Genomic DNA, 22,010 nt, shown 5'->3' with positions numbered 1-22,010 from the left:
TGCGCCGCTCCTCCTCATCGCTGCGCTCTGCATCGTCGCCGGCGCGGGTCATGTGCGCCGCTCCTCCTCATCGCTGCGCTCTGCATCGTCGCCGGCGCGCGTCATGTACGCCGGTCCTCTATCGATTGCGGCGCAGCCATTTCCACGATCACGGTCAGCCCGCCTCCCGGAGTGTCGGTGGCCGTTATGGTCCCGCCCATCGCCTCGACGAAGCCCCGCGCCACCGACATCCCCAGACCGACGCCGGTGGTGTTGTCGTGATCGCCCAGCCGCTGAAACGCTTCGAAGATCTGCTCCTCGGCCCCGTGGGGTATTCCGGGCCCCTCGTCGATGACGTTGATCAGCACCCGATCGCCCACCCGCCCGGCGTTGACCCGGACCAGGCAGTGGGGCGCGTAGCGCAGCGCGTTGTCGATCAGGTTGGCCAGCACGCGCTCCAGCAGCCCGGCGTCGGCCATCACCATGGCGTCGCCCACGTCCACCTTGACGCGGTCGATGGCGGACCGGAAATAGCCGGTGGCGCCCTTGCCGATGCTGACCAGCGCGCGTTGCACGGTTTCCTCGAGGTACACCCGGCTCAGCTCGGGGTGGATCACCCCGGCGGCCAGCCGCGAGGAATCGAGCAGGTTGCCGACCAGCGCGGTGAGTTGGTCGATGGACTCCTCGATCGTCGCCAGCAACTCCGCGGTGTCGGTGGCGGAGAAGGCGACGTCCTCGGCGCGCAGGCTGGACACCGCGACCTTGGCCGCCGCCAGCGGCGTGCGCAGGTCATGGCTGACCGCGGACAGCAGCGAGCGCCGCAGTTCGTCGGCCCGCACGACCGCCTCGGTTCGGCTGGCCTCCTCGGCGAGTTCCCGCTGCCTGATCAAACCGGCCGCCTGCCTGGCCACCGCGCTGAGCACCCGCCGGTCCCGCGCCGAGAGCTTTCGGCCCGCCAGCAGCATCCAGAATTCGTCGTCACCGACCTCGATCGCGGTGTCCGCGGAATCGACGGTGACGCAGGGATCCCTGCCCACGCAGGCGACGACGTCGCTCGTGGTGCCGCCGCCGCGCGCTTCCTCGCCGGCCCCGCGCAACATCGCGACCGCGCGCTGGGCGTACGTCTCACGCACCCGTTCGAGCAGCGTTTCGAGGTCGGCGCCGCGCAGCACCGAACCCGCGAACAGGGTCAGCAGCTCGGCCTCCTGCGACGCGCGGCGGGCTTCCCGGGTGCGTTTGGCCGCGAAATCGACCAGCACCGCCACCGCGACCGCGATCAGCAGCAGCACCAATTCGGTGATGGCGCTGTTGGGTTCGGCGATGGTGAAGCTGTGCCGCGGGGCAATCAAAAAGTAGTTGAGCAACAGCCCGGACAGCATCGCCGAAAGCGCCGCGGGCGCAACGCCTCCGAACAACCCGACCAGCAGCACCCCCACAAAGAACAAGGCGCTCTCGCCGCCGGTGTCCAGGTAGGGATCCAGCGCCGTGACGGTGATCGCGCAGATGATCGACGGCACGATGAGCGCCGCCAGCCACGACGTCACCCGCCGTTCGCGCGGCGCGAGCGAGGCCGTGCGAAATCCGCGCTTCGCCTCCTCGTGGGTGACCAGATGCACGTCGATCTTGCCGGACAGCTCGACGATCCTCGGGCCGATACCCTCCTCGAACAGGCGCGCCCAGCGCGACCGCCGCGAGGTGCCGATCACCAGCTGCGTGGCGTTCATCTCGCGCGCGAACTCGAGTAGGGCCGTGGGCACGTCGTCGCCGACGACGGTGTGCAGCGAAGCGTCCAGGCTGGTCGCCAGCTCGCGGATCTTGGCCATCCGGGATTCCGACAGGCCGGCCAGGCCGTCGCCGCGGACGACGTGGACCACCATGAGCTCGGCGGTCGACTTCGACGCGATGCGGGACGCCCGTCGCACCAACGTCTCGGATTCGGGTCCACCGGTGACCGCGACGACAACCCGCTCGCGGGCCTCCCACATGTCGGTGATCTTGTTCTCGGCCCGGTATTTTGCCAGGGCCGTATCGACCTGGTCGGCGAGCCACAGCAGCGCCAGTTCCCTTAGCGCGGTGAGGTTTCCGCGACGGAAGTAGTTCGACAGCGCCGCATCGATGCGATCGGGAGCGTAGACATTGCCATGGGACAACCTGCGCCGCAACGCCTCTGGCGTGATATCGATGAGTTCGACCTGTGCGGCCTGCCGCACGATCAGGTCCGGGACGGTCTCCTTCTGCTCGATCCCGGTGATCTGGGCGACGACGTCGTTGAGGCTTTCCAGGTGCTGCACGTTGACCGTGGAGATCACCGTGATCCCGGCGTCGAGCAACTCCTCGACGTCCTGCCACCGCTTGGGGTTTTTGCTGCCCGGCGCGTTGGTGTGCGCGAGTTCGTCGACGAGGACGACCTGCGGGCGGCGCGCCAGCACGGCCGGCACGTCGAGTTCGGGGAAGCGGCCGCCGCGATACTCGATATAGCGCGGCGGAATGATCTCGATGCCCTCAAGCAGCTCAGCGGTTTTCGCACGCCCGTGGGTTTCCACCACGCCCGCCACCAGATCGGTGCCACGCTCTAGCCGCCGATGCGCCTCACCCAGCATCGAATACGTCTTACCCACGCCCGGAGCGGCACCGAGGTAGATGCGTAGCTCACCCCGCCTGGGTTGGCGGCCGTGGAGGTTGACGTCACTCACGCCAACCATCATCCCCCTTGGCGCTAACTCGTGACGGGATACCGGTGGTCGAGTTGCAGGTTGAGTTGCAGCACATTGACGCACGGCTCACCGAAAAACCCCAGCGCGCGGCCGCTCCGGTTCTGCGCCACCACCGCACGGATCTGATCCGGGCTGACACGGCGGGCGTGGGCGACCCGCGCCACTTGGATGTCGGCGTAGGCCGTCGAGATGTTCGGATCGAGGCCGCTGCCGCTGGCGGTGACCGCGTCGGCCGGCACGACAGGGCTGGCGGGCGCGGCGCCGCGGACGGGCACGGTCTGTCCGATCGAGTAGTCCTCTGCGGTTTGGGCGCATTCGACACGCACCCCCTGGTAGAGGGTGAGGAACGGCGCCGGCGTCGAGCCGCACGGCTCGTTGACGCTGATAACCCGGGTCGGGTGGACGACGTTTCCACGCGCGTCGCGCGGGCCTATCACCGACAGCACCGCGCCCACACCCCCGCCGGTGCAGAACGGCCGCGACCCGTCGACACCTTCCAGCCTGCCCACCGCGGCACTGCGCGCACACACCTGCGTCAGCAGGCTCGGCTTGCCGGGCGCGTCGACGATGCTTTCCGGCCCCAGGTTGCTGCCGCCCGACGAGGTCGGGTCGTAGCCGGCGCCGGCCGCCGAGGGTCGGCTCTGGAAGTATTGCGGCAACGGGTTGCCGCCGGAGTCGGTGAAGGACTGGCCGATCAACCTGCTGCCCACCGGCTTGCCGTCCGCGGTGAGGATCGACCCCTCGGCATGCTCCCGCAATCCCGGAAGCTGCGCGACGGCCCAGACGAATAGGGGATAGGCCAGACCGGTGATCGCGGTCAGCACCAGCAGCGCACGCAGTGCCGCCCAGTGCAGGCGGACGAAATTCGTCATATCAGGACATCCCCGGGATGAATTGGACGATCAGGTCGATGGCCTTGATTCCGGCGAACGGGGCGACGATGCCGCCCAGACCGTAGACATACAGGTTGCGGCTCAACAGTTTTGACGCGCTGCTCGGCGTGTACCGCACACCGCGCAGCGAGAGCGGGATCAGCAACACGATGACGATCGCGTTGAAGACCACCGCGGACAGGATCGCCGATTGCGGGCTGTGCAGCCGCATCACGTTGATCAGGTCCAGGCCGGGGAACAGCGCGACGAACATCGCCGGGATGATCGCGAAGTACTTCGCGATGTCGTTGGCGATCGAAAAGGTCGTCAGCGCCCCGCGGGTGATCAGCAGCTGCTTGCCGATCTCCACGATCTCGATGAGCTTGGTGGGATCGGAGTCGAGGTCGACCATGTTGCCGGCCTCTTTGGCGGCCGACGTGCCGGTGTTCATCGCCACACCCACGTCGGCCTGCGCCAAGGCGGGCGCGTCGTTGGTGCCGTCGCCGGTCATCGCCACCAGTTTGCCGCCGGCCTGCTCGCGCTTGATCAACGCGAGCTTGTCCTCCGGGGTGGCCTCGGCCAGGAAGTCGTCGACCCCGGCCTCGTCGGCAATCGCCTTGGCGGTCAACGGGTTATCGCCGGTGATCATCACCGTCCGGATGCCCATCCGGCGCATCTCGTCGAACCGATCCCGCATGCCCTGCTTGACGACGTCTTTGAGGTGGATGACACCGAGCACCCTCGCGTGCCCATCGACGCTTTCCCCGACGACCAGCGGCGTGCCGCCACCGGCGGAGACGCCGTCGACGATCTCGCCGAGCTGCGCGGGGACGTTGCCCCCTTGGCCGCGCACCCATTCCGCGACCGAGCTGGCCGCGCCCTTGCGCAGCAGGTGCGCGTCGAGGTCGACGCCCGACATCCGCGTGGTGGCCGAGAAGGCTACCCAGTGGGCCTGTGACAGCTCGCCCGGTGTGCGGGCACGCAATCCGAAGTGCTCCTTGGCGAACACGACAACCGAACGGCCCTCGGGTGTTTCGTCGGCGAGGCTGGACAATTGCGCGGCGTCGGCCAATTGTTCGGGCGACACCCCGTGGAGAGGGATGAAGGCGGCGGCCTGCCGGTTGCCCAGCGTGATGGTGCCCGTCTTGTCCAGCAGCAGGGTGTTGACGTCGCCGGCGGCCTCCACCGCCCGCCCGGACATGGCGAGCACGTTGCGCTGCACCAGCCGGTCCATGCCGGCGATGCCGATGGCCGACAGCAGCGCGCCGATGGTGGTCGGGATCAGGCACACCAGCAGCGACACCATCACGATGCCGGTCACGCCGCCGGCGTCCAGCGCCTGGCTATCCGGGACGCCGGGGTTGTTCGCCTTGGAGTAGATGGCCAGCGGCTGCAAGGTCACGACGGCGAAGACGAAGATGATCGTCAACGCGGCCAGCAGGATGTTCAGCGCGATCTCGTTCGGAGTCTTCTGCCGGTTGGCGCCCTCGACGAGCGCGATCATCCGGTCGATGAAGCTCTCGCCGGGCTTCTGGGTGATCTTGACGACGATCCGGTCGCTCAGCACGGTGGTGCCGCCGGTGACCGCCGATCGGTCGCCGCCGGACTCCCGGATCACCGGCGCCGACTCGCCCGTGATGGCCGATTCGTCCACGGAGGCAATGCCTTCCACCACGTCACCGTCGCCGGGGATCGCCTGGCCGGCCTCGACCACGACGATGTCGCCCTGTCGCAGTTGCGCCGCGGCGACCGCTTCCTCAACCGCAGCGGCCCCCGGTACCCAGTCCTTGAGCCGCCGGGCGACGGTTTGCGTTTTGGCTCGGCGCAGCGTTTCGGCCTGGGCCTTGCCCCGGCCCTCGGCAACCGCTTCGGCGAGATTGGCGAACAGCACGGTCAGCCACAACCAGATCACGGCCAGCCAGGCGAACCAGCTCGGCGCGGCGACCGCTAGGACGGTGCTCCAGGCGGCGCCGATTTCGACGATGAACATCACCGGGTTGCGCCACAGGGTGCGGGGATTGAGTTTGCGCAGCGCGTCCGGGGTCGAGCGCCACAGCGTCCTCGGGTCGAGCAGGCCACCCTGCACCCGTTTTCTGCCGGTGGACGCCGCCGGTCGCGTCTGCTCGGCCGGCTGGATCGCGGTGGCGGTCATCAGTGAATCCCTTCGGCGAGCGGCCCGAGCGCGAGCATGGGCAAGAACGTCAGGGCAACGACGATCAACGTGACGCCCGCGACCATGCCCACGAATTGCGGCCGGTGCGTGGGCAAGGTGCCCGCCGAGGCCGGTGTGCTGCCTTGGCGGGCCAACGATCCGGCCAGCGCCAGCACGAGCACGATGGGCAGGAACCGGCCGATGGCCATGGCCAGGCCGAGAGCGGTGTTGTACCAGTCGGTGTTGGCGCCCAGCCCGGCGAAGGCCGACCCGTTGTTGTTGGCCGCCGAGGTGAACGCGTAGAGGATCTCGGAGAGTCCGTGCGGTCCGCTGTTGAGCATGCCGGCGCGTTGGCCGGGCAATGCCATCGCGATCGCGGTGCCGGCCAGCACGATCAGCGGAGTGACCAGGAAATAGCTTGCGGCGAGCTTGATCTCGCGCGGGGTGATCTTCTTGCCGAGGTATTCCGGGGTGCGTCCGACCATCAGCCCGGCGACGAACACGGTGATCACCGCCAGCACCAGCATGCCGTACAGGCCGGAGCCGGTGCCGCCGGGCGCGACCTCACCCAGCTGCATGTTGAACATCGTGATCATGCCGCCCAGGCTGGTCAGCGAGTCGTGCGCGGAATCGACCGCGCCGGTGGACGTGAGCGTCGTCGCGGCGGCGAACACCCCCGAGTCGGCGACGCCGAAGCGCTGCTCGACCCCCTCCGTGGCCGCGCCGACGGCCGTCGGCACCGTGCCGTGGTGCTGCGTCTGGAACCACAGCATGAAGGTGGTGCTGATCATGTACAGCGTCGCCATCACGGCCGCAATCGCGAAGCCCTGCTTGGTGTTACCCACCATGCGCCCGAACGTGCGGGGCAGTGAGAACCCGATCACCAGGATGAGGAAGATCTCCAGCCAGTTGGTCCAGCCGGTCGGATTCTCAAACGGGTGCGCGGAATTCGCGTTGTAGAAGCCGCCGCCGTTGGTGCCGAGTTCCTTGATGACCTCCTGGCTGGCCACCGGCCCGCCGGTGATCGTCTGCTGGGCGCCGCCGACGGTGGTGACCACCTGGTCGTGCAGGTGGAAGTTCTGGATCGCCCCACCGGCGATCAGCAGGATCGCGCTGACGATGGCGACGGGCAACAGGATCCGCAGCGTCCCGCGCACCAGGTCGACCCAGAAGTTGCCGAGCTCGCCGGTGCGGGTGCGGGCGAACCCGCGCACCAGCGCCACGGCCACCGCCATCCCGACGGCGGCGGACACGAAGTTCTGCACCGCCAGGCCGGCCATCTGCACGAGATGTCCCTGTGTCGTCTCGCCGGAGTAGGCCTGCCAGTTGGTGTTGGTGACAAAGCTGACCGCGGTGTTCCACGCCAGCGAGGGCGTCAGCCTGGTGGCCGGATCATGCAGGTGGAGCGGCAACTTGCCCTGGACGAGTTGGAAGACGAACAAGAACAGAATGCTGATCGACGAGAACGCCAGCACGCTTCGGGCATAGGCCCCCCAGGTCTGTTCCGAGCGCGCGTCGACGCCGATCAGCCGATAGATCATCCGCTCGACAGAAGAATCCTTCTCCGAGGCGTATAGGCGAAACATGTAGTCCCCGAAGGGCACGTGGACAACCGCCACCGCCGCGACGAGGACAACGAGGAAAACGATCCCGGCCGTTGTCGTGCTCACTCAGAACCTCTCGGGGAACAGCAGGGCGCTACCCACGTAGAGCGCAACGAGGACGGAAAGCACCAAACCGACCGTGTTTTGGTAGTTCATAGCCGCTCGACCAGCTTCTGAGCCACGCCGAGTGCGGCGAACACCGCCACGGTCAGCACGACGTACACCGCCACGCCCATCTCGTCTCCGTTCCGCGCCAATCACGCGCATACGCAAGGGACTCCGAGTAGCCCCACCGTCGCGCGACAGCCGCGGGCCAACGTCCGATCGAAACTAACCGGGTGGCGTGCGGTGAGGGTGCGTGGTTGACGGTTTCCTAACGGGGCTACCGTGCACCTTTACGGTTTGTTAACGCCCCGTGGCGGCCCGTCGATCAGGGGGAGCCGTACCCGGAAAACCGTCTCGTCCTCCGTGGATTCGACGGTGACCGAACCATGATGGGCCTTGACGATCGAACTGACGATCGGCAGGCCCAGTCCGTGGCCCGAGCCGTCGGATCTCGATTTGTCTGCGCGGACGAACCGTTCGAACAGCCTGGGCAGCAGCTCTTCGTCGATTCCGGGCCCGTCGTCGGTGACGGTCAATTCCACGAACGGCGGTTCGGGACCGTCACGGTGGCAGGTGATTCCGGTCGTCACCGTCACCCCGGGCGGTGTGTGCACCCGGGCGTTGCCCAGCAGGTTGCTGACCAACTGGTGCAGCCGGGCGTGGTCGCCCCGCACCCAGACCGGATGGTCGGGCAGGTCTTTGACCCAGTGGTGGGTCAGCGCAGCCACCGTCGCGTCATTGACCGCGTTGTTGGCCACCGCGGCCAGGTCGACGTCCTCGGACTGCAGATCTTGCCCTTCGCCCAGCCGCGAAAGCAGCAGCAACTCGTCGACGAGCAACGCCATCCGCCGGGCCTCGGATTCGATGCGGGCCAGCGCGTATTCGGTGGTGGGCGGCAGCTCCGAACTGTCCTGGCGGGTGAGTTCGGCGTAGCCCTGAATCGCCGCCAAAGGTGTGCGCAGTTCGTGGCTGGCGTCGCTGATGAATTGCCGCATCCGCAAATCGGATTCGACCCGATGCGCCAGCGCGCCATCGACGTTGTCCAGCAAGCGGTTCAGCGTGTGGCCGACGATCCCGACCTCGTTTTGCGGGTCGGTGTCCTGCGGTTGTACCCGGATGCTGATGCGGTGGTCGTCGTCGGCGAGCGGCATGGCGGCGACGTTGGCCGCGATCGCGCCGAGCCGGCGCAGCGGACGAAGCGTGTATCCGACGACCCACCCGGTCAGAGCCGCGGTAAGGGCCAGCGCCCCGGCGGTCAGCGCGATCGTGGTGATCTGCTTGCGCGCGATGATCCGGTCGGCGAGGTTCTGCGACATCCCGACCACGAGCACGTCGGAGCCGTCCACGGTGCTGTCCAGGCGATAAGACCCGAGCCTGCCCAGTATTTCGGTCCGGGGTGGGCCGCCGGACCACGTCTGCCCTTCCAGCGCGCTGATGACGTCGGCAGGCGCGGGTTTCGGTTCGCCTTCGGAGAAGACAGCCGACCCGATCACCACGCCGTTGCGCAGCACGGCGATCAGGTTGCCCGGCGTCTGTCCGGTGAATTCGAGCATCGCCTGTCCGATCGGCGGTGTGCCCGGATGCGTCGAAGTGTGTTCGCCGTTGCGGTATTTCGTGTACTGGTGGCTGAACGCGTCGAGGGACTCGGCGATGTCGGCGTCGCTCATGGCGTTGACATAGCCGCGCAGGCTCAGCACGGAAACGATGCCGACGGTCACCAGCACCACGCTGACCACGGCCAGCACGCCCAACAGGAGCTGGCGGCGCAGCGACGAGGGAAACCACCGGGGAAAGATCCCGGATGTCGCGGCCTTGTCTTCGGTCATTCCGCCGGCCGCAGCATGTACCCCACGCCGCGGACCGTGTGAATCATCGGCTCCCGGCCGGAGTCGATCTTTTTCCTCAAGTACGAGATGTAGAGATCCACGATGCTGGTGCGCCCCGCGAAGTCGTAGTTCCACACCCGGTCCAGAATCTCGGTGCGGCTCAGCGCGCGCCGCGGGTTGCGCATGAGGAAGCGCAGCAGCTCGAACTCGGTGGAGGAAAGCGACACCGCGGTGTCACCGCGGGTGACTTCCCGGCTGGCGGTGTCGACCCGCAGGTCGCCGACGATGAGGGTTTCGGCCGTCGGCGTGGGCGGCTGGCCGGAGCGGCGGAGCAACCCGCGCAGCCGGGCGACCAATTCCTCCAGGCTGAACGGTTTGGTCATGTAGTCGTCGGCGCCCGCGGTCAGGCCGGTCACCCGGTCCATGACCGAGTCGCGCGCGGTCAGGAAAAGCGTCGGGGTGTAGACGTCGGATTGGCGCACCCGCTCGAGGATCCGCAACCCGTCGACGTCGGGAAGCATGATGTCGAGGACGAGCACGTCGGGGTTGACCCTCTCGAACTTGGCCATGGCCTCACGCCCGTTGTGGGCGATGTCGACCACCCAGCCCTCGTAGTGCAGGGCCATCTTCACCAGATTGGTCAGCGCCGGCTCGTCGTCGACCAGCAAAACCCTGATCGGTGAGCCATCGGCACGGTTGATCCGCGGCAGCTGCCCCAGGATGGCTTGGCGGGGCCGCTGCGAGCCTGAGTATCCGGCCGTTGCGGTCATATTCCTTCAATTCTGGCCGGTCACACACCGGATTGTCACGGAGTTCATAGAATTCTCAAATGTATGCGCGTCTCCCGACGCTTTCGAAAGGCGCTGTGCCTTGAGGCGTTACGGGCATTCGTCTTCCAAAACGACAGCGCCCGAGCGGGTTTCGTCGAGTGCACGGAAGATGCAAAACGGGGCCGCACACCGGTCGGTGCGCGGCCCCGTTTTACAGAGACGAGGCGTCAGGCCCAGCTGGACCCGACGGCGCTGTCGGTGCTGGCCATGTTGTTGCCCGCGGACTGAACCTTCTGCCCGTGGGAGTTGGCCTGCTCGTAGATCACCTGGAAGTTGCGACCCAACTGGGTGATGAACTCCTGGCACGCGACCGAACCGGCACCGCCCCAAAAGTCGCCGGCAGCAAGCACATCGCGAATGATGGCCTGGTGCTCGGCCTCCAAGGACGCGGCCTGGGCGCGGATCAGGGCGCCGTGGGCGTCTACGTCGCCGAACTGGTAGTTAATGCTCATTACATGACTCCTTAAAAGTGTTGGGCAGCAGCAGTTCTGGGCTAGCTGCTGAGGATCTGCTGCGAGGCCTGCTCTTGCTGCTCGTAGTTGTTCGCGTCGCGGATCAGCCCGTCGCGCACCCCGTGGAGCATGTTGACGATGTTGCGGAAGGCCTGGTTGACCTGGCCCATGGTGTCATACGACGTCGCCTGCGCCTGGCCGCTCCAGCCCGCACCCGCGATGTTCATCGACGACGCCCACATCTTGCGAGCCTCGTCCTCGACGGTCTGGGCGTGGACCTCGAAACGGCCCGCCATCGCCCGCATCTCGTGCGGGTCGGTCATAAAACGTGTTGCCATCTCGGCTGTCTCCTATCTTGATAGCTTCAGTCGGCCGAAGTCTTAACAATGGAAATTGATGCGGCGGTGGCCGCGGTTCAACTAGATTACGGCCTGCCGGTTAATTGTTCGCCTTAAACGGGCGACATGTACCCCCTTGATTCCCGTATCAGCGTCCCTCCTCAGACGACAACCTGCTTGGGCATGACGATCGGCTTGAAGCCGTACCGGGGTCCGGCGCCGTAGGCGCCGGCGCCCTTGGCCGCCGCCGCCATGCCCGGCATGCCGGGCATCGCGGTGACGCCCTCCGCTTCGGCCGCGGCCGTCCAGCCCGAACCCTCGAGCGGAGCGGTGGCCGACGCCAACGACGACGCCGGGGCGGCCGCGTTCCAGCCGGCCGGCACCGAGAGGCGGCCCACGGTGGAGGCCTCGCCCAGCGCCGCCGATGCGCCCGCGCCCGACACCGAGCCCACAGTGGTGCCGGGCGTGATCGCGGCCGCGCCCGCCGCCGGCGCGACGGAGTCGGCCAGCGAGAACGGAATCGACGGCACCGATCCCAGCGTGTGCCCCAGCGACACCGCGTTCGGGATCGTGGCACACACCCACCACGCCGCGGTGTTGACGGCGCCGTTGGTGGCGTTCAGGAACGACGGGGTGCCCATCAAGTTGTCGATGGACTGCAGCAGGCCGCCACTGCTCGTTGGCGACGTGATGAGCGACGACAGGTCCAGGCCGGCCGCCTGCGACGTACTGTTCGCCGCGTCGAAGGCGACCGCGCCGTTGTCCACGGCCGCGGCTCGCGCCGGGTCGGTGGTCGACGTCAGCGGCGTCACCGGGGTGAGGACCCCGGCCGCCGCCGAGGAGGCCTGATAGGCGGCCATCATGGTGGCGTCTTGCACCCACATCTCGGCGTATTGCGCTTCGGTCGCGGCGATCGCGGCCGAATTGACGCCGAGGAAGTTGGTCGCGACGAGTGTGGCCAGCAACGTGCGATTGGCCGCGATCACCGGCGGGGGCACCGTCGCGGCGAACGCCGCCTCGTAGGCAGCCGCCGACGCGGTGGCCTGCGCGCTCGCCTGCTCGAGGGTGGTCGCCGTCTCCGTCAGGTAGGACACGATGGGCTGGGCGGCGGCCGCCGCCGCGGCCGACCCACCGCCGGTCCACTGTTCGGTGGTCAAAAGCGAGATGATCGACTCCCACTGCGTGGCGGTGGCGCTCACCTCGGCGGCCAGGTTGGCGTACGCCGTCGCGGCGGCCATGAGCGGAGCCGAGCCCGCACCCGCGTACATGAGCGAGGAGGTGATCTCCGGGGGCATCGCTGAAAAGTCAAGAACCATCTGGGTTTCCCGCTCCTTGTCTGTTCGGATTCGATGTCTGACGAGTGGCCGTGATCGCCTAGACGGCCGCCGGTTTCGGCATCACGATCGGCTTGACGCCGTAGCGCGGCGCGCCGAAGCCGGCGCTGTTGCGCCCCATCGCACCCACCCCGGGCATGCCGGGCACCACCGTGCCGGCACCGGTCTGCGGCGCGGCGGCGGTCCAGCCGACGGTCTGCAGCGGCGCGGCGCTCGACCCCACGACCGGGGTGGAACCGGCCCAGCTCGGCGGCACCGAGAGCTTGTTGACCACGGTTGCCTGGCCCATCGCGGCGGCCGGCATGGCACCCACGCCCGCCACGCCACCCACCCCGACGCCGGCCGGGGCGGTATCGGTGGCCAGGTCCGCCGCGGCGGCCGCACCGGCGTCGGCGGACGTGTCCAGCAGGCCGCCACCGGCCAGGCCGAGGAGGTTCGACGTGGCCGACGCCCAGTTTCCGAAGCCGATGTTTCCGATGTTGGCGCCGTTGCTCGACAGGCCGAACATGCCACCGAGGCCGCCGCTGGACTGGCCGTTGAAGCCCAGGAGCCAGGCGAGGATGTCGATCGGGTTGGAACCCGTGGCAGCGCCGGTGCCGGAATCCGCGGCGTCCAAAGCCTGAACGGCGGCCTGGCTGGCGTTGACGGCCTCGGTGTCGCCGTAGCTGTTGGAGCTGATGCCCAGGGTCTGCGAGTACTTCTCCAGCTGCGCCTGCGCCTCGGCGGCGATCGCCTGGTACTGGGCGCCATACGCCGAGAAGATCGCCGCCTGCTGGGCCGACACCGGGTCGGCGGCGGCGGGCGCGATGACGGTCGTCGCCGACGCGGCGCCCGTGTTTTGCGCCGCCAGGTTGCTGTTGATTCCGGACAGCAACGTCTCCGCGGCTAGCATTTCCTCGGTCTGTGTTGTCAGAAACGACATCTGTTGCTCCTATGCTGAACGAGCCGACCCCCGGTGTGGGTCGCTGTGTGTTCACGTAACGGCCGCTGTGCGTTGGCGTAACGCTAGCGAGCCACAACTCCACATTCCCCACCCAATGAGCTGGGGTTACAGTCGTTTACGGCTTCTTAACGACAAGGGCGGCAGTTTTAACAAGACCCTGTCGGACGACATCGGGACGTCATCTGATCGCGGGCGCGGACAGGGAGAAACCGCGCGCGGCGCGCGGATCCTAATCGATGGACACGGCCCCCGCATGTTGGACGTCTGGCAAATACCGGCCGGGATGCGATGCCCCGTGTTCGGGTTTCACGCGCTAGATTCGCCGCCGGGCCCCCATAGCCCAATTGGCAGAGGCAGCGGACTTAAAATCCGTCAAGTGTCGGTTCGAGTCCGACTGGGGGCACCGCGAAACGCGTCCAAACACGCACGCGCGCCGTATGGACGCCACGCCCGCATCCACCGCCTCGCGGCGCCGGTGCGGGTTTGCGGCTAGTGTCCAGGGATGGATGGACAGCCGTCGGTATTGCTCAGACCAACTATTCGTACGGCTTTCGAACCGGGCTCCCGGCAAGACGTTGACGCACTGCGCAGTGAGCTGGCCAGCGAAGGGCGCAACGTCACCCTGCGAATGCCTGATTCCGGCAAGTTCGCCGTTCAGACGCCGGAATCGGTCAGCGTCTACATCCTCGCCGGCGTGACAACCCAATTCCTGTCGCTGTTGCTGGCCGATATCTCCGACAGCATCAAACGGTGGCTGGTCAGGCGTTTCAACAAGGACGACAAGGCCAGCGCGCAGGCCGTGACGATCTACGTGCACGGCAAGGCCGTCAAAAGCATTCTCGGCAGAAGCGCCGACGACATCGAGGACGTGTCCACGTACCTCGAGGGCTGGGACGCAACGGCGACCCGCCCCTGAACACCCCACTCGCGGTAAGTTGCTCGAGACCGTTGTGCGAGCCGCCACCGCGAAGGAGCCAGCGCGAAGGTGTCCGAGGATCCGCGGGCTGACGGCGTCTCCCGCCAATACGATCGGTGGGAATATCCGCCCCCGGTAACCGATCTCGAGGCGTGGACCAAGAACCATTGGGATTGGTTCGATCCCTTCTATGCGCATCGCGTGTTGTGGCCGAACCGCGCATACAAGTCGGATCTCGACATCCTCATCGCGGGTTGCGGCACGTTCCAGGCGGCCGTTTTCGCCTTCATGAACCGCGCCGCCAGGGTCGTCGCGATCGACGTCAGCCGGTCCGCGTTGGATCACCAGCGGTACCTGAAGGACAAGCATCAGCTGACCAACCTGGAACTGCATTTGCTGGCCATCGAAGAGGTCTCGGCACTGTCCCGCGACTTCGACCTCATCGTCTCCACCGGCGTCTTGCACCACCTGGCGGATCCGTTGGCCGGGCTCAGCGCGCTCGGTGGATGCCTGCGCAGAGACGGCGCCCTGGGCGTCATGCTCTACGCCAAGTACGGCCGGTTCGGCGTGGAGCTGCTCGAATCGGCGTTTCGCGACCTCGGCCTGTCGCAGGACGACGCGTCGGTTCAGCTGGTCAAGGAGGCGGTTGCGGCGCTGCCGCCCGACCATCCCGTCCGTCCCTACCTGCACGGCGCGCGTGACCTGATGTCCGACGGCGCGCTGGTCGACACCTTCTTGCACGCCCGCCAACGCAGCTACACCGTCGAGGAATGCCTGGAGCTGGTCGGCGCCGCCGGGCTGACGTTCCAGGGCTGGCTGCGCAATTCGCCGTATTACCCCCACGACGGGCTCTTTGCGCAGACGGGTCCGTTTCAGTCGCTGTTGAACCGGTTGCCCGACGCCACGCTGTGGTCGGTGATGGAACGCCTGCAGCCGGCCAATGCCACCCACTTCTTCCTCGCCTGCCGCCCCGAACGCCCGACACGGGACTATGCGATCGACTTCTCGACGGCGTCGTCCCTCGATTACGTCCCCCTGCCGCGGACGGCATGCCTGCTGTCCGGCGACGAGATTCACCTTCCCGGCGCGAAGCTGACACTCACCGCGGCCCAGTTGGCCTTTGTCCGGCGCGTCGACGGGCGGCGCACCATACGGGAAATCGTCGATGCGGTGGCCCAGGGCAGCCGGGAGGACGGCACGCGGGTGCGCGAGTTCGGGCACCAGCTGTTCCAGTCGCTGTGGCGCCTCGATTTCCTGGCGATGGCGCTGCACACGTCGTCGGATTAGCACCCGGCGACGTGGTTCAGCGTCGGACCAACATTTTGGGCCTGCCCACGCCGGAGCAAACCGTCACTCATACACTGACCCAGCATGGGCATGCTGTTCGGTCTCGCGCCGTGGATCGTGTATTGGGTCCTTGTCGGAAACGTTCCCTTCGCCGCTGCGGTACTGGTCGCGCTGGCGGTCGCCGCCGCCGGCCTGGGCCTGGGCGGCGCGACGGGCAGGCGGTGGCAGTTCTTTGACTTCGCTTCTGTCGCAGCGCTTTTGATCCTCGCCGTGTTGACTTTCACGCTCAGTCAGTCGTTCCTCGAGCGGTGGCTACTGACGCTCAGCAACGCCGGGATCTTGGTGGTGACGCTGGTCGGGATGCTGGTCGGCAAGCCGTTCGTGGCCGAGTTCGCCGCCGCGGAGCACGCGCCCGACGTCGCCAAAACCGAGCTGTTCGGCCGCGTCGTCCAGGTCCTCGGCTGGGTCTGGGTCGCGACGTTCGCCGCCATGACGGTCTCCTCGGCCATCCCGTCGATCGTGCAACGACCCGCGGCGAACGCCTCCGCCCTGATCCTGGACACCAAGACCCCGCTGTCCTTCCTCTGCTACTGGATCATCCCCTTCGGGCTGCTGGGCCTGGCCGCGGTGGCCTCGCGGCTGCTGCCCGACCGGATGCTGGCCGGAATCGACGATGTGGCGCGAAAAACCTCCTTCGTCGCCTACGACGAGGCCACCATCGACGAGCTGTACTTCCTCGCCCAGGAACACGCCAACCGAGAGGTGGGCCCGGGCAAGGAGGCCTACGCCGTCAAGGTCGGCGGGATGGGAACCCCGTTGACCGGAGACGAGTCCCGCAAGTCGTGGCCGTCGACGTACAAGGTGCGCGACAAGCGGCACTGAACCCCACAAGGAGTCGTGATGAACGCGTCCAGCCCGACGGAGGGCATCGTGTGGATTCACCACCTGTCCGGATACGGCCGACCATGACCGACTATCCGCAAATGGCCGCCGCCCGGGGCAGGATCGAGCCCGCGCCCCGGCGGGTCCGTGGCTTTCTCGGCGACGCGCTGGTCTTCGACACCACCGCCGCGCGCTACGTGTGGGAGGTCCCCTATTACCCGCAGTACTACATTCCGCTGGCCGACGTCCGTACCGAGTTCCTGCGCGACGAGAACCACGCGCAGACAGTGCAATTCGGCCCGTCGCGGCTGTACTCCCTGGTGGCCGAAGGCCAGACGCATGCGTCCGCCGCACGGGTATTCGACGCCGACAGCGACAGCCCGCTGGCGGGCACCGTGCGGTTCGAATGGAATCCGTTGCGCTGGTTCGAAGAGGACGAGCCGGTCTACGGTCACCCGCGCAACCCCTATTCGCGTGTCGACGCCCTGCGCTCGCACCGCCATGTCCAGGTGGAGCTCGACGGAATCACCTTGGCGGACACCAAATCTCCCGTGTTGCTGTTCGAAACAGGCTTGCCCACAAGGTATTACATCGATCCTACCGACGTCGTCTTCGAGCACCTGCAACCCAGCACCACACAGACGTTGTGCCCGTACAAGGGAACGACGTCGGGATATTGGTCGGTGCGAGTGGGTGACATCGTGCACGAGGACCTGGCGTGGACCTACCACTATCCGCTGCCCGCGGTCGGTCAGATCGCCGGCCTGATCGCCTTCTACAACGAAAAGGTCGACATCGTCGTCGACGGGGCCCCATTGGCGCGGCCGCAGACGCAGTTCAGCTAGCGGCGGCGGCCGAATCGCGGCGGTGTGATATTCGCCTCGCTGACGGCAAATCCTGAGAATTCCTTACTAAAGCCTCGGTCGAGCGGAAACGCGAATCGTTAGCGGTGTAGGCAAAATCCGCCGGAAGAGGGTTTGCATGCGTTTCGCTACGGGTAAGCGATTGCGATACAGCGTGATTGAAAGTCTGAGCAGAACCTGAGTGCGCGGAGTGACGTAGCTAACGTCGAGCATTTTGAACTGCTTTAAGGCGAATTTTGGTCAGTAGACTACCGAAAACCAGTCTCGTCAGCGCCTTTCGGTGCTGAAAGCCGGTGGATCCGGAGGCCAAATCGTCGCGTGTGTGCGGCGGCGCCACTTGGCCACCAGGGCCGACGAACACAGCAAAGGCGGTACCAGCGTGAGTGATGCATACGACCCAACGGCGGCCGGGTTCTCGGTCGACGACACCGCGGTGGTTCGAGTCCCGGTGCACCACGGCCCGATCAGCGACATGGACCTCAGCGGCGACGGTCGCCGCCTGCTCGTCACGAACTATGCCCGCGACGCGGTCACCGTCATCGACGCCCACACCCTTCGGGTCTCGAGCACCCTCGCCGGCCTCAGCGAACCGTCCACCGTCGCCATGAGCAGCGCCGACGCGAACTACGCCTACGTCAGCACCGCCACCGCCGCCTACGACGCCATCGAAGTCATCGACGTCGTCACGAACTGGCGGATCGCCACGCATCGGGTCGCGCACAGCGTGAGCGACCTGACGGTGAGCGCCGACGGAAAGCACCTGTACGCGAGCCGAAACGCCGTTCGCGGCGCCGACGTGACGGTCCTGGACACCACCACGGGCGAACTCGAGGTGATCGAACTGGCCACCGCACCCGGCACGACCACCGCATGCGTGCGGGCCAGCGCCGACGGCCGGCGCCTCTACGTCGGGGTCAACGGGCCGAACGGCGGCAGCCTTGCCGTCGTCGAAACCCGCACCCGATCCGATGGCGGCCGGGTGGGCGGCCGCTCGCGCGTGGTCGGCACGATCGAGCTCGGTCTGCCCGTCCGCGATGTGGCGCTGAGCAGCGACGGCGCCACGGCATACGTCGCCAGTTGCGGCCCGGTCGTGGGCTCGGTGCTCGACGTCATCGACACCCGCGCGAACAAACTCGTCAAGACGCACAAGATCAACGAGATCACCGGGCCGCTGGCGCGGATGACGCTTAGCCGCGACGGCGAGCGGGCCTACCTGGTCAGCGACGACCGCGTCACGGTGCTGGGCATGCGCGCGCTCGACGTCCTCGGCGAGGTCACGGTGACCAAGAACCCGTCCTGCGTGCTGGAAAGCCCCGACGGCAGCCACCTGTACGTCGCCGACTACTCCGGAGTGCTCACCGCGGCGCGCATCGACTCGGGCCAGACGCCACACAGCGGCGACGCGGATCACCCGGACGCGACCGCGGGCTGGCTGTTCGATGTGCCCCAGTGGGAGCCGGCGCTGGCCTAGCCGGCTGCATTGCGGGACGGCGCGGCGCCCGGAGTGTGTGAATCCTCGCCCTCGAGTGTGAATCCTGGGCCGGGGATCGTCGGCGTGTCGCCGCCCAGCGTTCACCCTCAAATCCCGGGACGCACACTCAACGGCACCGGGCGCGGGTCGTCGGCAGAGCACGCACACTCAACCGCAGAGTCATCCGAAAGGCCCGCCCGCCGAACGGGATCCACGTCGCGGGCGACCGGCACGGGTGGTTTCTGTCACGATCGCCGAAATCGGGCTTAGGGTGGAAGCGGCCGACGGCCCGTCGCCGTCGGCCCGGAATGCGGGCGCGGCATTTCGCGGCTTGGCACGGACGGTGCCGCGCGGAGAGTGAGGCGGTACATCGATGGACGGCACGATGCAGGACTATCCGTTGACGATCACCGCGATCATGCGCCATGGCTGCCGCGTTCACGGGGATCGCACCGTCACCACCGCCACCGGGGACGGCTACCGCACGACGAGCTATCGGGAACTGGGCTGCCGGGCCGCCCAGCTGGCGAATGCGTTGCGCCGGCTCGGGGTGACCGGTGACCAACGGGTCGCGACGTTCATGTGGAACAACTCCGAGCACCTGACGGCGTACCTGGCGGTGCCCTCGATGGGCGCCGTACTGCACACCCTCAACATCCGCCTGTTCCCCGAACAGATCGCCTACGTCGCCAACGAAGCCGAAGACCAGGTGGTGCTGGTCGACGCCTCCCTGATCAACGTGCTCGCCCCGGTGCTGCCCCGCCTCGAGACCGTGCACACCGTGATCGCCGTCGGCGAGGGCGACACCGAACCGCTGCGGGAATCGGGCAAGACCGTGCTGGACTACGCCGACGCCATCGCCGCGGAGCCGACCGAATTCGACTGGCCGCACATCGACGAGAAATCCGCGGCGGCGATGTGCTACACCAGCGGGACCACCGGCAACCCGAAAGGCGTGGTGTACAGCCATCGTTCGAGTTACCTGCACACCATGGCGGCGTGCACCACGAACGGCATCGGCGTCGGGGCCGTCGACAGCGTGCTGGCGATCGTGCCGATGTTCCACGCCAACGCCTGGGGACTGCCGTACGCGGCGCTGATGGCCGGCGCCGACTTGGTGCTGCCGGATCGCCACCTCGACCCGGCATCGGTGGTCGGCATGGTAGAAGACCTGCGCCCCACCGTGACCGGCGCGGTGCCGACGATCTGGAACGCCGTCCTGCACCACCTCGAGGACGACCCCGACCACGACCTGTCGTCGCTGCGGCTGGTGGTCTGCGGCGGCTCGGCCGTCCCGGTCTCGCTGATGCGCACCTTCGAGGAAAAGCACGACGTGCAGATCCGGCAGCTGTGGGGCATGACGGAGACGTCGCCGCTGGCGACCATGGCCTGGCCACCGCCGGGCACCCCCGAGGACCAGCACTGGGCCTTCCGCGGAACCCAGGGCCAACCGGTCTGCGGGGTGGAGATGCGGATCGTCGACGACGACGGCCAGGTGCTGCCCAACGACGGCGTCGCCGTGGGGGAGGTGGAGGTCCGCGGCCCGTGGATCGCCGGCTCCTACTACCTGGGCCACGACGAGTCGAAGTTCGACTCCGGCTGGCTGCGCACCGGCGACGTGGGCCGCATCGACGGCCGCGGTTTCGTCACGCTGACCGACCGGGCCAAGGACGTCATCAAATCCGGCGGGGAATGGATCTCCTCGGTGGAGCTGGAGAACGTCCTCATCGGCCACCCCGAGGTGGTCGAGGCCGCGGTGGTCGGCGTCCCCGACGAACGCTGGGAGGAACGCCCACTCGCGGTGATCGTGGCCAAGGAGGGCGCGTCGGTCAGCCCGGGGCAGCTGCGAAACTTCCTCGCGGACAAGGTCGCTCGGTGGTGGCTGCCCGAACGGTGGACGTTCGTCGACGAGATCCCCCGCACCAGCGTCGGCAAGTACGACAAGAAAGCCATTCGCTCGCGCTACGCCGAAGACGGCTACCAGGTGGCCGAAGCCCGCGACTGATCGACGCCGCAACGAGACCGGAAAGGCTTGAGGCAGTGACACATTCACTCGTCGTCGACCAATCCGTCGTCACACCGGTCGCGGTGCACGACGCGTTCGGCCGGACGCTGCCGATGCCACTGCCCACGCTGTTCAACCGCTGGTACGGCCCGTTCCCGCCGATCCGCGACGTGCGCGAGCAGACCGGCGCCTGGGACGCGGCGGGGCAGACCCGCATCGTGCACCTGGCCGGCGGCGCCACCATGCGCGAGGAGCTGACCAGTGTCGACCCGCCGCGCTCGTTCGGCTATCGGCTCTGCGAGGTCACCGGCCCGATGGCGTTGCTGGTCGATCACGTTGTGGGCGAATGGATTTTCACACCGGCGGCCGCCGGAACCGAGATCACCTGGCGCTGGGACATCCACCCGAAGTCGCCGCGCACGGCCTGGGCGGTCCCGCTGCTGGGCAGGATGTGGAAGGGCTACGCGCGGCGCGCGCTGGCCAACCTGTCGGGCTTGCTGACGAAGTGAGAGCCGCGAACCGTTACGGTGTGAAGGCATGTGCCGACTCTTTGGCCTGCACGCCGGGACGCACGCGTGCACCGCGACCTTCTGGCTGCTGGACGCGCCGGACAGCCTGTCCGAACAGAGCCGGCGAAACCCGGACGGCACCGGCCTGGGCATCTTCGACGAGCACGCCGCGCCGCACCTCTACAAGGACCCGATAGCGGCCTGGCAGGACGCCGCATTCGCGACCGAGGCGCACCGGTTGACCGGCACCACCGTCATCGCCCACGTCCGCTACGCCACCACCGGCTCGCTCGACATCCGCAACACCCACCCGTTTATGCAGGACGACCGGATCTTCGCGCACAACGGCGTCCTCGAAGGGCTGGACATCATCGACGAGCGGCTGCGCGAGATCGGTACCGCCGATTTGGTATTGGGCGACACCGACTCCGAGCGCGTGTTCGGCTTGATCACCGGCTCGATCCGGGCCCGCGGCGGCGACATCACCGCGGGGCTCGTCGACGCCATGCGATGGCTCGCCGAGCACGTTCCGATCTACGCGGTCAACGTGCTGCTGAGCACGGCCACCGACATGTGGGCGCTGCGTTACCCGCAAACCCACGAGCTCTACGTCTTGGATCGATCCGACGGTGTGGCGTCCCAAGACCCCGAATTCGACTTGCACACCATACGAATTCACGCGCGCTCCGAGCACCTGTGCACGCGGCCGTCGGTGGTGTTCGCCACCGAACGCATGGACGCCGACCCGCGCTGGCGCCTTCTCGAGCCCGGCGAGCTGATTCACGTCGACGCCGGGTTGCGCTTCACCCGCAGCCTGGTGCTGCCCGACCCGCCCAACCAGCTGTTGCGCCGCGAGGACCTGCGCACGCCGGTGGAGGACTCGCAACACGCCCTGCCGAGCACCCGGCGGCTGGTCTGAGGACGTTTG

General features: G+C 67.5%; 20 protein-coding genes, 1 tRNA gene and 1 pseudogene. 9 read left to right on the top strand and 13 right to left on the bottom strand.

The window, feature by feature from the left end; genetic code table 11:
* Positions 1-12 precede the first annotated feature (12 nt).
* From QGN31_RS26390 to QGN31_RS20125, 13 genes and pseudogenes are all read right to left on the bottom strand, one after another.
* Positions 13-86, bottom strand: a pseudogene (locus tag QGN31_RS26390) (hypothetical protein); the annotation flags it as partial.
* Positions 87-101: 15 nt separating this feature from the next.
* Positions 102-2,684 (bottom strand): sensor histidine kinase, encoded by a 2,583-nt coding sequence (locus QGN31_RS20180; RefSeq protein WP_014941382.1) that lies wholly within the window; start codon positions 2,682-2,684, stop codon positions 102-104.
* An 11-nt stretch (positions 2,685-2,695) separates the two neighbouring features.
* Positions 2,696-3,565: a potassium-transporting ATPase subunit C gene (locus tag QGN31_RS20175; RefSeq protein WP_014941383.1), complete on the bottom strand. Its 870-nt coding sequence runs from the start codon at positions 3,563-3,565 to the stop codon at positions 2,696-2,698.
* A 1-nt stretch (position 3,566) separates the two neighbouring features.
* A complete protein-coding gene (gene kdpB, locus QGN31_RS20170; RefSeq protein ID WP_014941384.1) occupies positions 3,567-5,717 on the bottom strand; it encodes a potassium-transporting ATPase subunit KdpB in 2,151 nt (716 codons plus the stop codon).
* Positions 5,717-7,387: a potassium-transporting ATPase subunit KdpA gene (gene kdpA / locus QGN31_RS20165; protein ID WP_014941385.1), complete on the bottom strand. Its 1,671-nt coding sequence runs from the start codon at positions 7,385-7,387 to the stop codon at positions 5,717-5,719. The genes kdpB and kdpA overlap by 1 nt, the downstream gene beginning before the upstream one ends.
* Positions 7,388-7,477, bottom strand: a complete 90-nt coding sequence (locus tag QGN31_RS20160) for a potassium-transporting ATPase subunit F (RefSeq protein WP_051019700.1) — start codon at positions 7,475-7,477, stop codon at positions 7,388-7,390.
* Complete coding sequence (locus QGN31_RS20155) at positions 7,474-7,557, bottom strand: hypothetical protein (RefSeq protein WP_008254247.1); 84 nt, start codon at positions 7,555-7,557, stop codon at positions 7,474-7,476. Before QGN31_RS20155 ends, QGN31_RS20160 begins: the two co-directional genes overlap by 4 nt.
* Positions 7,558-7,716: 159 nt before the next feature.
* Positions 7,717-9,252 (bottom strand): sensor histidine kinase, encoded by a 1,536-nt coding sequence (locus QGN31_RS20150; RefSeq protein WP_014379347.1) that lies wholly within the window; start codon positions 9,250-9,252, stop codon positions 7,717-7,719.
* The gene (locus QGN31_RS20145) at positions 9,249-10,022 is read right to left on the bottom strand and encodes a response regulator transcription factor (protein ID WP_009954125.1); all 774 of its coding nucleotides are present in this window, start codon (positions 10,020-10,022) and stop codon (positions 9,249-9,251) included. Before QGN31_RS20145 ends, QGN31_RS20150 begins: the two co-directional genes overlap by 4 nt.
* Before the next feature lie 227 nt (positions 10,023-10,249).
* Complete coding sequence (locus tag QGN31_RS20140) at positions 10,250-10,534, bottom strand: WXG100 family type VII secretion target (RefSeq protein ID WP_008254256.1); 285 nt, start codon at positions 10,532-10,534, stop codon at positions 10,250-10,252.
* A 41-nt stretch (positions 10,535-10,575) separates the two neighbouring features.
* Complete coding sequence (locus QGN31_RS20135; RefSeq protein WP_003874404.1) at positions 10,576-10,872, bottom strand: WXG100 family type VII secretion target; 297 nt, start codon at positions 10,870-10,872, stop codon at positions 10,576-10,578.
* A gap of 161 nt (positions 10,873-11,033) precedes the next feature.
* Positions 11,034-12,188 (bottom strand): PPE family protein, encoded by a 1,155-nt coding sequence (locus QGN31_RS20130; RefSeq protein ID WP_014383967.1) that lies wholly within the window; start codon positions 12,186-12,188, stop codon positions 11,034-11,036.
* Between the two features lie 58 nt (positions 12,189-12,246).
* Complete coding sequence (locus QGN31_RS20125; protein ID WP_014941386.1) at positions 12,247-13,128, bottom strand: PPE family protein, SVP subgroup; 882 nt, start codon at positions 13,126-13,128, stop codon at positions 12,247-12,249.
* A gap of 350 nt (positions 13,129-13,478) precedes the next feature.
* Here QGN31_RS20125 and QGN31_RS20120 point away from each other — a divergent pair.
* The 9 genes from QGN31_RS20120 to QGN31_RS20080 all read left to right on the top strand — a co-directional run bounded on the left by QGN31_RS20120 (position 13,479) and on the right by QGN31_RS20080 (position 22,001).
* Positions 13,479-13,552: transfer RNA gene (locus tag QGN31_RS20120), tRNA-Leu, on the top strand.
* Positions 13,553-13,777: 225 nt separating this feature from the next.
* Positions 13,778-14,065 (top strand): hypothetical protein, encoded by a 288-nt coding sequence (locus QGN31_RS20115; RefSeq protein ID WP_014381936.1) that lies wholly within the window; start codon positions 13,778-13,780, stop codon positions 14,063-14,065.
* Positions 14,066-14,134: 69 nt separating this feature from the next.
* Positions 14,135-15,352 (top strand): class I SAM-dependent methyltransferase, encoded by a 1,218-nt coding sequence (locus QGN31_RS20110; RefSeq protein WP_014941389.1) that lies wholly within the window; start codon positions 14,135-14,137, stop codon positions 15,350-15,352.
* Positions 15,353-15,436: 84 nt separating this feature from the next.
* Positions 15,437-16,234, top strand: coding sequence for a hypothetical protein (locus QGN31_RS20105; RefSeq protein WP_014941390.1), 798 nt, complete (start codon positions 15,437-15,439; stop codon positions 16,232-16,234).
* 83 nt (positions 16,235-16,317) lie between these two features.
* Positions 16,318-17,079 (top strand): DUF427 domain-containing protein, encoded by a 762-nt coding sequence (locus tag QGN31_RS20100; protein ID WP_014941391.1) that lies wholly within the window; start codon positions 16,318-16,320, stop codon positions 17,077-17,079.
* A 397-nt stretch (positions 17,080-17,476) separates the two neighbouring features.
* On the top strand, positions 17,477-18,568 hold the full coding sequence (locus QGN31_RS20095; protein WP_233425322.1) for a YncE family protein: 1,092 nt from the start codon (positions 17,477-17,479) through the stop codon (positions 18,566-18,568).
* Positions 18,569-18,941: 373 nt separating this feature from the next.
* Positions 18,942-20,573: a fatty acid--CoA ligase gene (locus tag QGN31_RS20090; RefSeq protein ID WP_008254264.1), complete on the top strand. Its 1,632-nt coding sequence runs from the start codon at positions 18,942-18,944 to the stop codon at positions 20,571-20,573.
* 35 nt (positions 20,574-20,608) lie between these two features.
* On the top strand, positions 20,609-21,082 hold the full coding sequence (locus tag QGN31_RS20085; protein WP_008254265.1) for an SRPBCC family protein: 474 nt from the start codon (positions 20,609-20,611) through the stop codon (positions 21,080-21,082).
* A 28-nt stretch (positions 21,083-21,110) separates the two neighbouring features.
* Complete coding sequence (locus QGN31_RS20080) at positions 21,111-22,001, top strand: class II glutamine amidotransferase (protein WP_014941393.1); 891 nt, start codon at positions 21,111-21,113, stop codon at positions 21,999-22,001.
* Positions 22,002-22,010 lie beyond the last annotated feature (9 nt).

Source organism: Mycobacterium sp. 2-64 (assembly GCF_035918375.1).
Taxonomy (GTDB): domain Bacteria; phylum Actinomycetota; class Actinomycetes; order Mycobacteriales; family Mycobacteriaceae; genus Mycobacterium; species Mycobacterium intracellulare.
The sequence above is the reverse complement of the archived record's forward strand: the minus strand, read 5'-3'. Positions and strand labels throughout refer to the sequence as shown.

Bases quoted from the DNA above. Each gene is read 5' to 3' on its own strand.
- QGN31_RS20180 (WP_014941382.1), bottom strand. From the start codon at position 2,684: ATGATGGTTGGCGTGAGTGACGTCAACCTCCACGGCCGCCAACCCAGG.
- QGN31_RS20175 (WP_014941383.1), bottom strand. From the start codon at position 3,565: ATGACGAATTTCGTCCGCCTGCACTGGGCGGCACTGCGTGCGCTGCTG.
- kdpB (WP_014941384.1), bottom strand. From the start codon at position 5,717: ATGACCGCCACCGCGATCCAGCCGGCCGAGCAGACGCGACCGGCGGCG.
- QGN31_RS20160 (WP_051019700.1), bottom strand. From the start codon at position 7,477: ATGAACTACCAAAACACGGTCGGTTTGGTGCTTTCCGTCCTCGTTGCG.
- QGN31_RS20155 (WP_008254247.1), bottom strand. From the start codon at position 7,557: ATGGGCGTGGCGGTGTACGTCGTGCTGACCGTGGCGGTGTTCGCCGCA.
- QGN31_RS20150 (WP_014379347.1), bottom strand. From the start codon at position 9,252: ATGACCGAAGACAAGGCCGCGACATCCGGGATCTTTCCCCGGTGGTTT.
- QGN31_RS20145 (WP_009954125.1), bottom strand. From the start codon at position 10,022: ATGACCGCAACGGCCGGATACTCAGGCTCGCAGCGGCCCCGCCAAGCC.
- QGN31_RS20140 (WP_008254256.1), bottom strand. From the start codon at position 10,534: ATGAGCATTAACTACCAGTTCGGCGACGTAGACGCCCACGGCGCCCTG.
- QGN31_RS20135 (WP_003874404.1), bottom strand. From the start codon at position 10,872: ATGGCAACACGTTTTATGACCGACCCGCACGAGATGCGGGCGATGGCG.
- QGN31_RS20130 (WP_014383967.1), bottom strand. From the start codon at position 12,188: ATGGTTCTTGACTTTTCAGCGATGCCCCCGGAGATCACCTCCTCGCTC.
- QGN31_RS20125 (WP_014941386.1), bottom strand. From the start codon at position 13,128: ATGTCGTTTCTGACAACACAGACCGAGGAAATGCTAGCCGCGGAGACG.
- QGN31_RS20115 (WP_014381936.1), top strand. From the start codon at position 13,778: ATGCCTGATTCCGGCAAGTTCGCCGTTCAGACGCCGGAATCGGTCAGC.
- QGN31_RS20105 (WP_014941390.1), top strand. From the start codon at position 15,437: ATGGGCATGCTGTTCGGTCTCGCGCCGTGGATCGTGTATTGGGTCCTT.
- QGN31_RS20100 (WP_014941391.1), top strand. From the start codon at position 16,318: ATGACCGACTATCCGCAAATGGCCGCCGCCCGGGGCAGGATCGAGCCC.
- QGN31_RS20090 (WP_008254264.1), top strand. From the start codon at position 18,942: ATGGACGGCACGATGCAGGACTATCCGTTGACGATCACCGCGATCATG.
- QGN31_RS20080 (WP_014941393.1), top strand. From the start codon at position 21,111: ATGTGCCGACTCTTTGGCCTGCACGCCGGGACGCACGCGTGCACCGCG.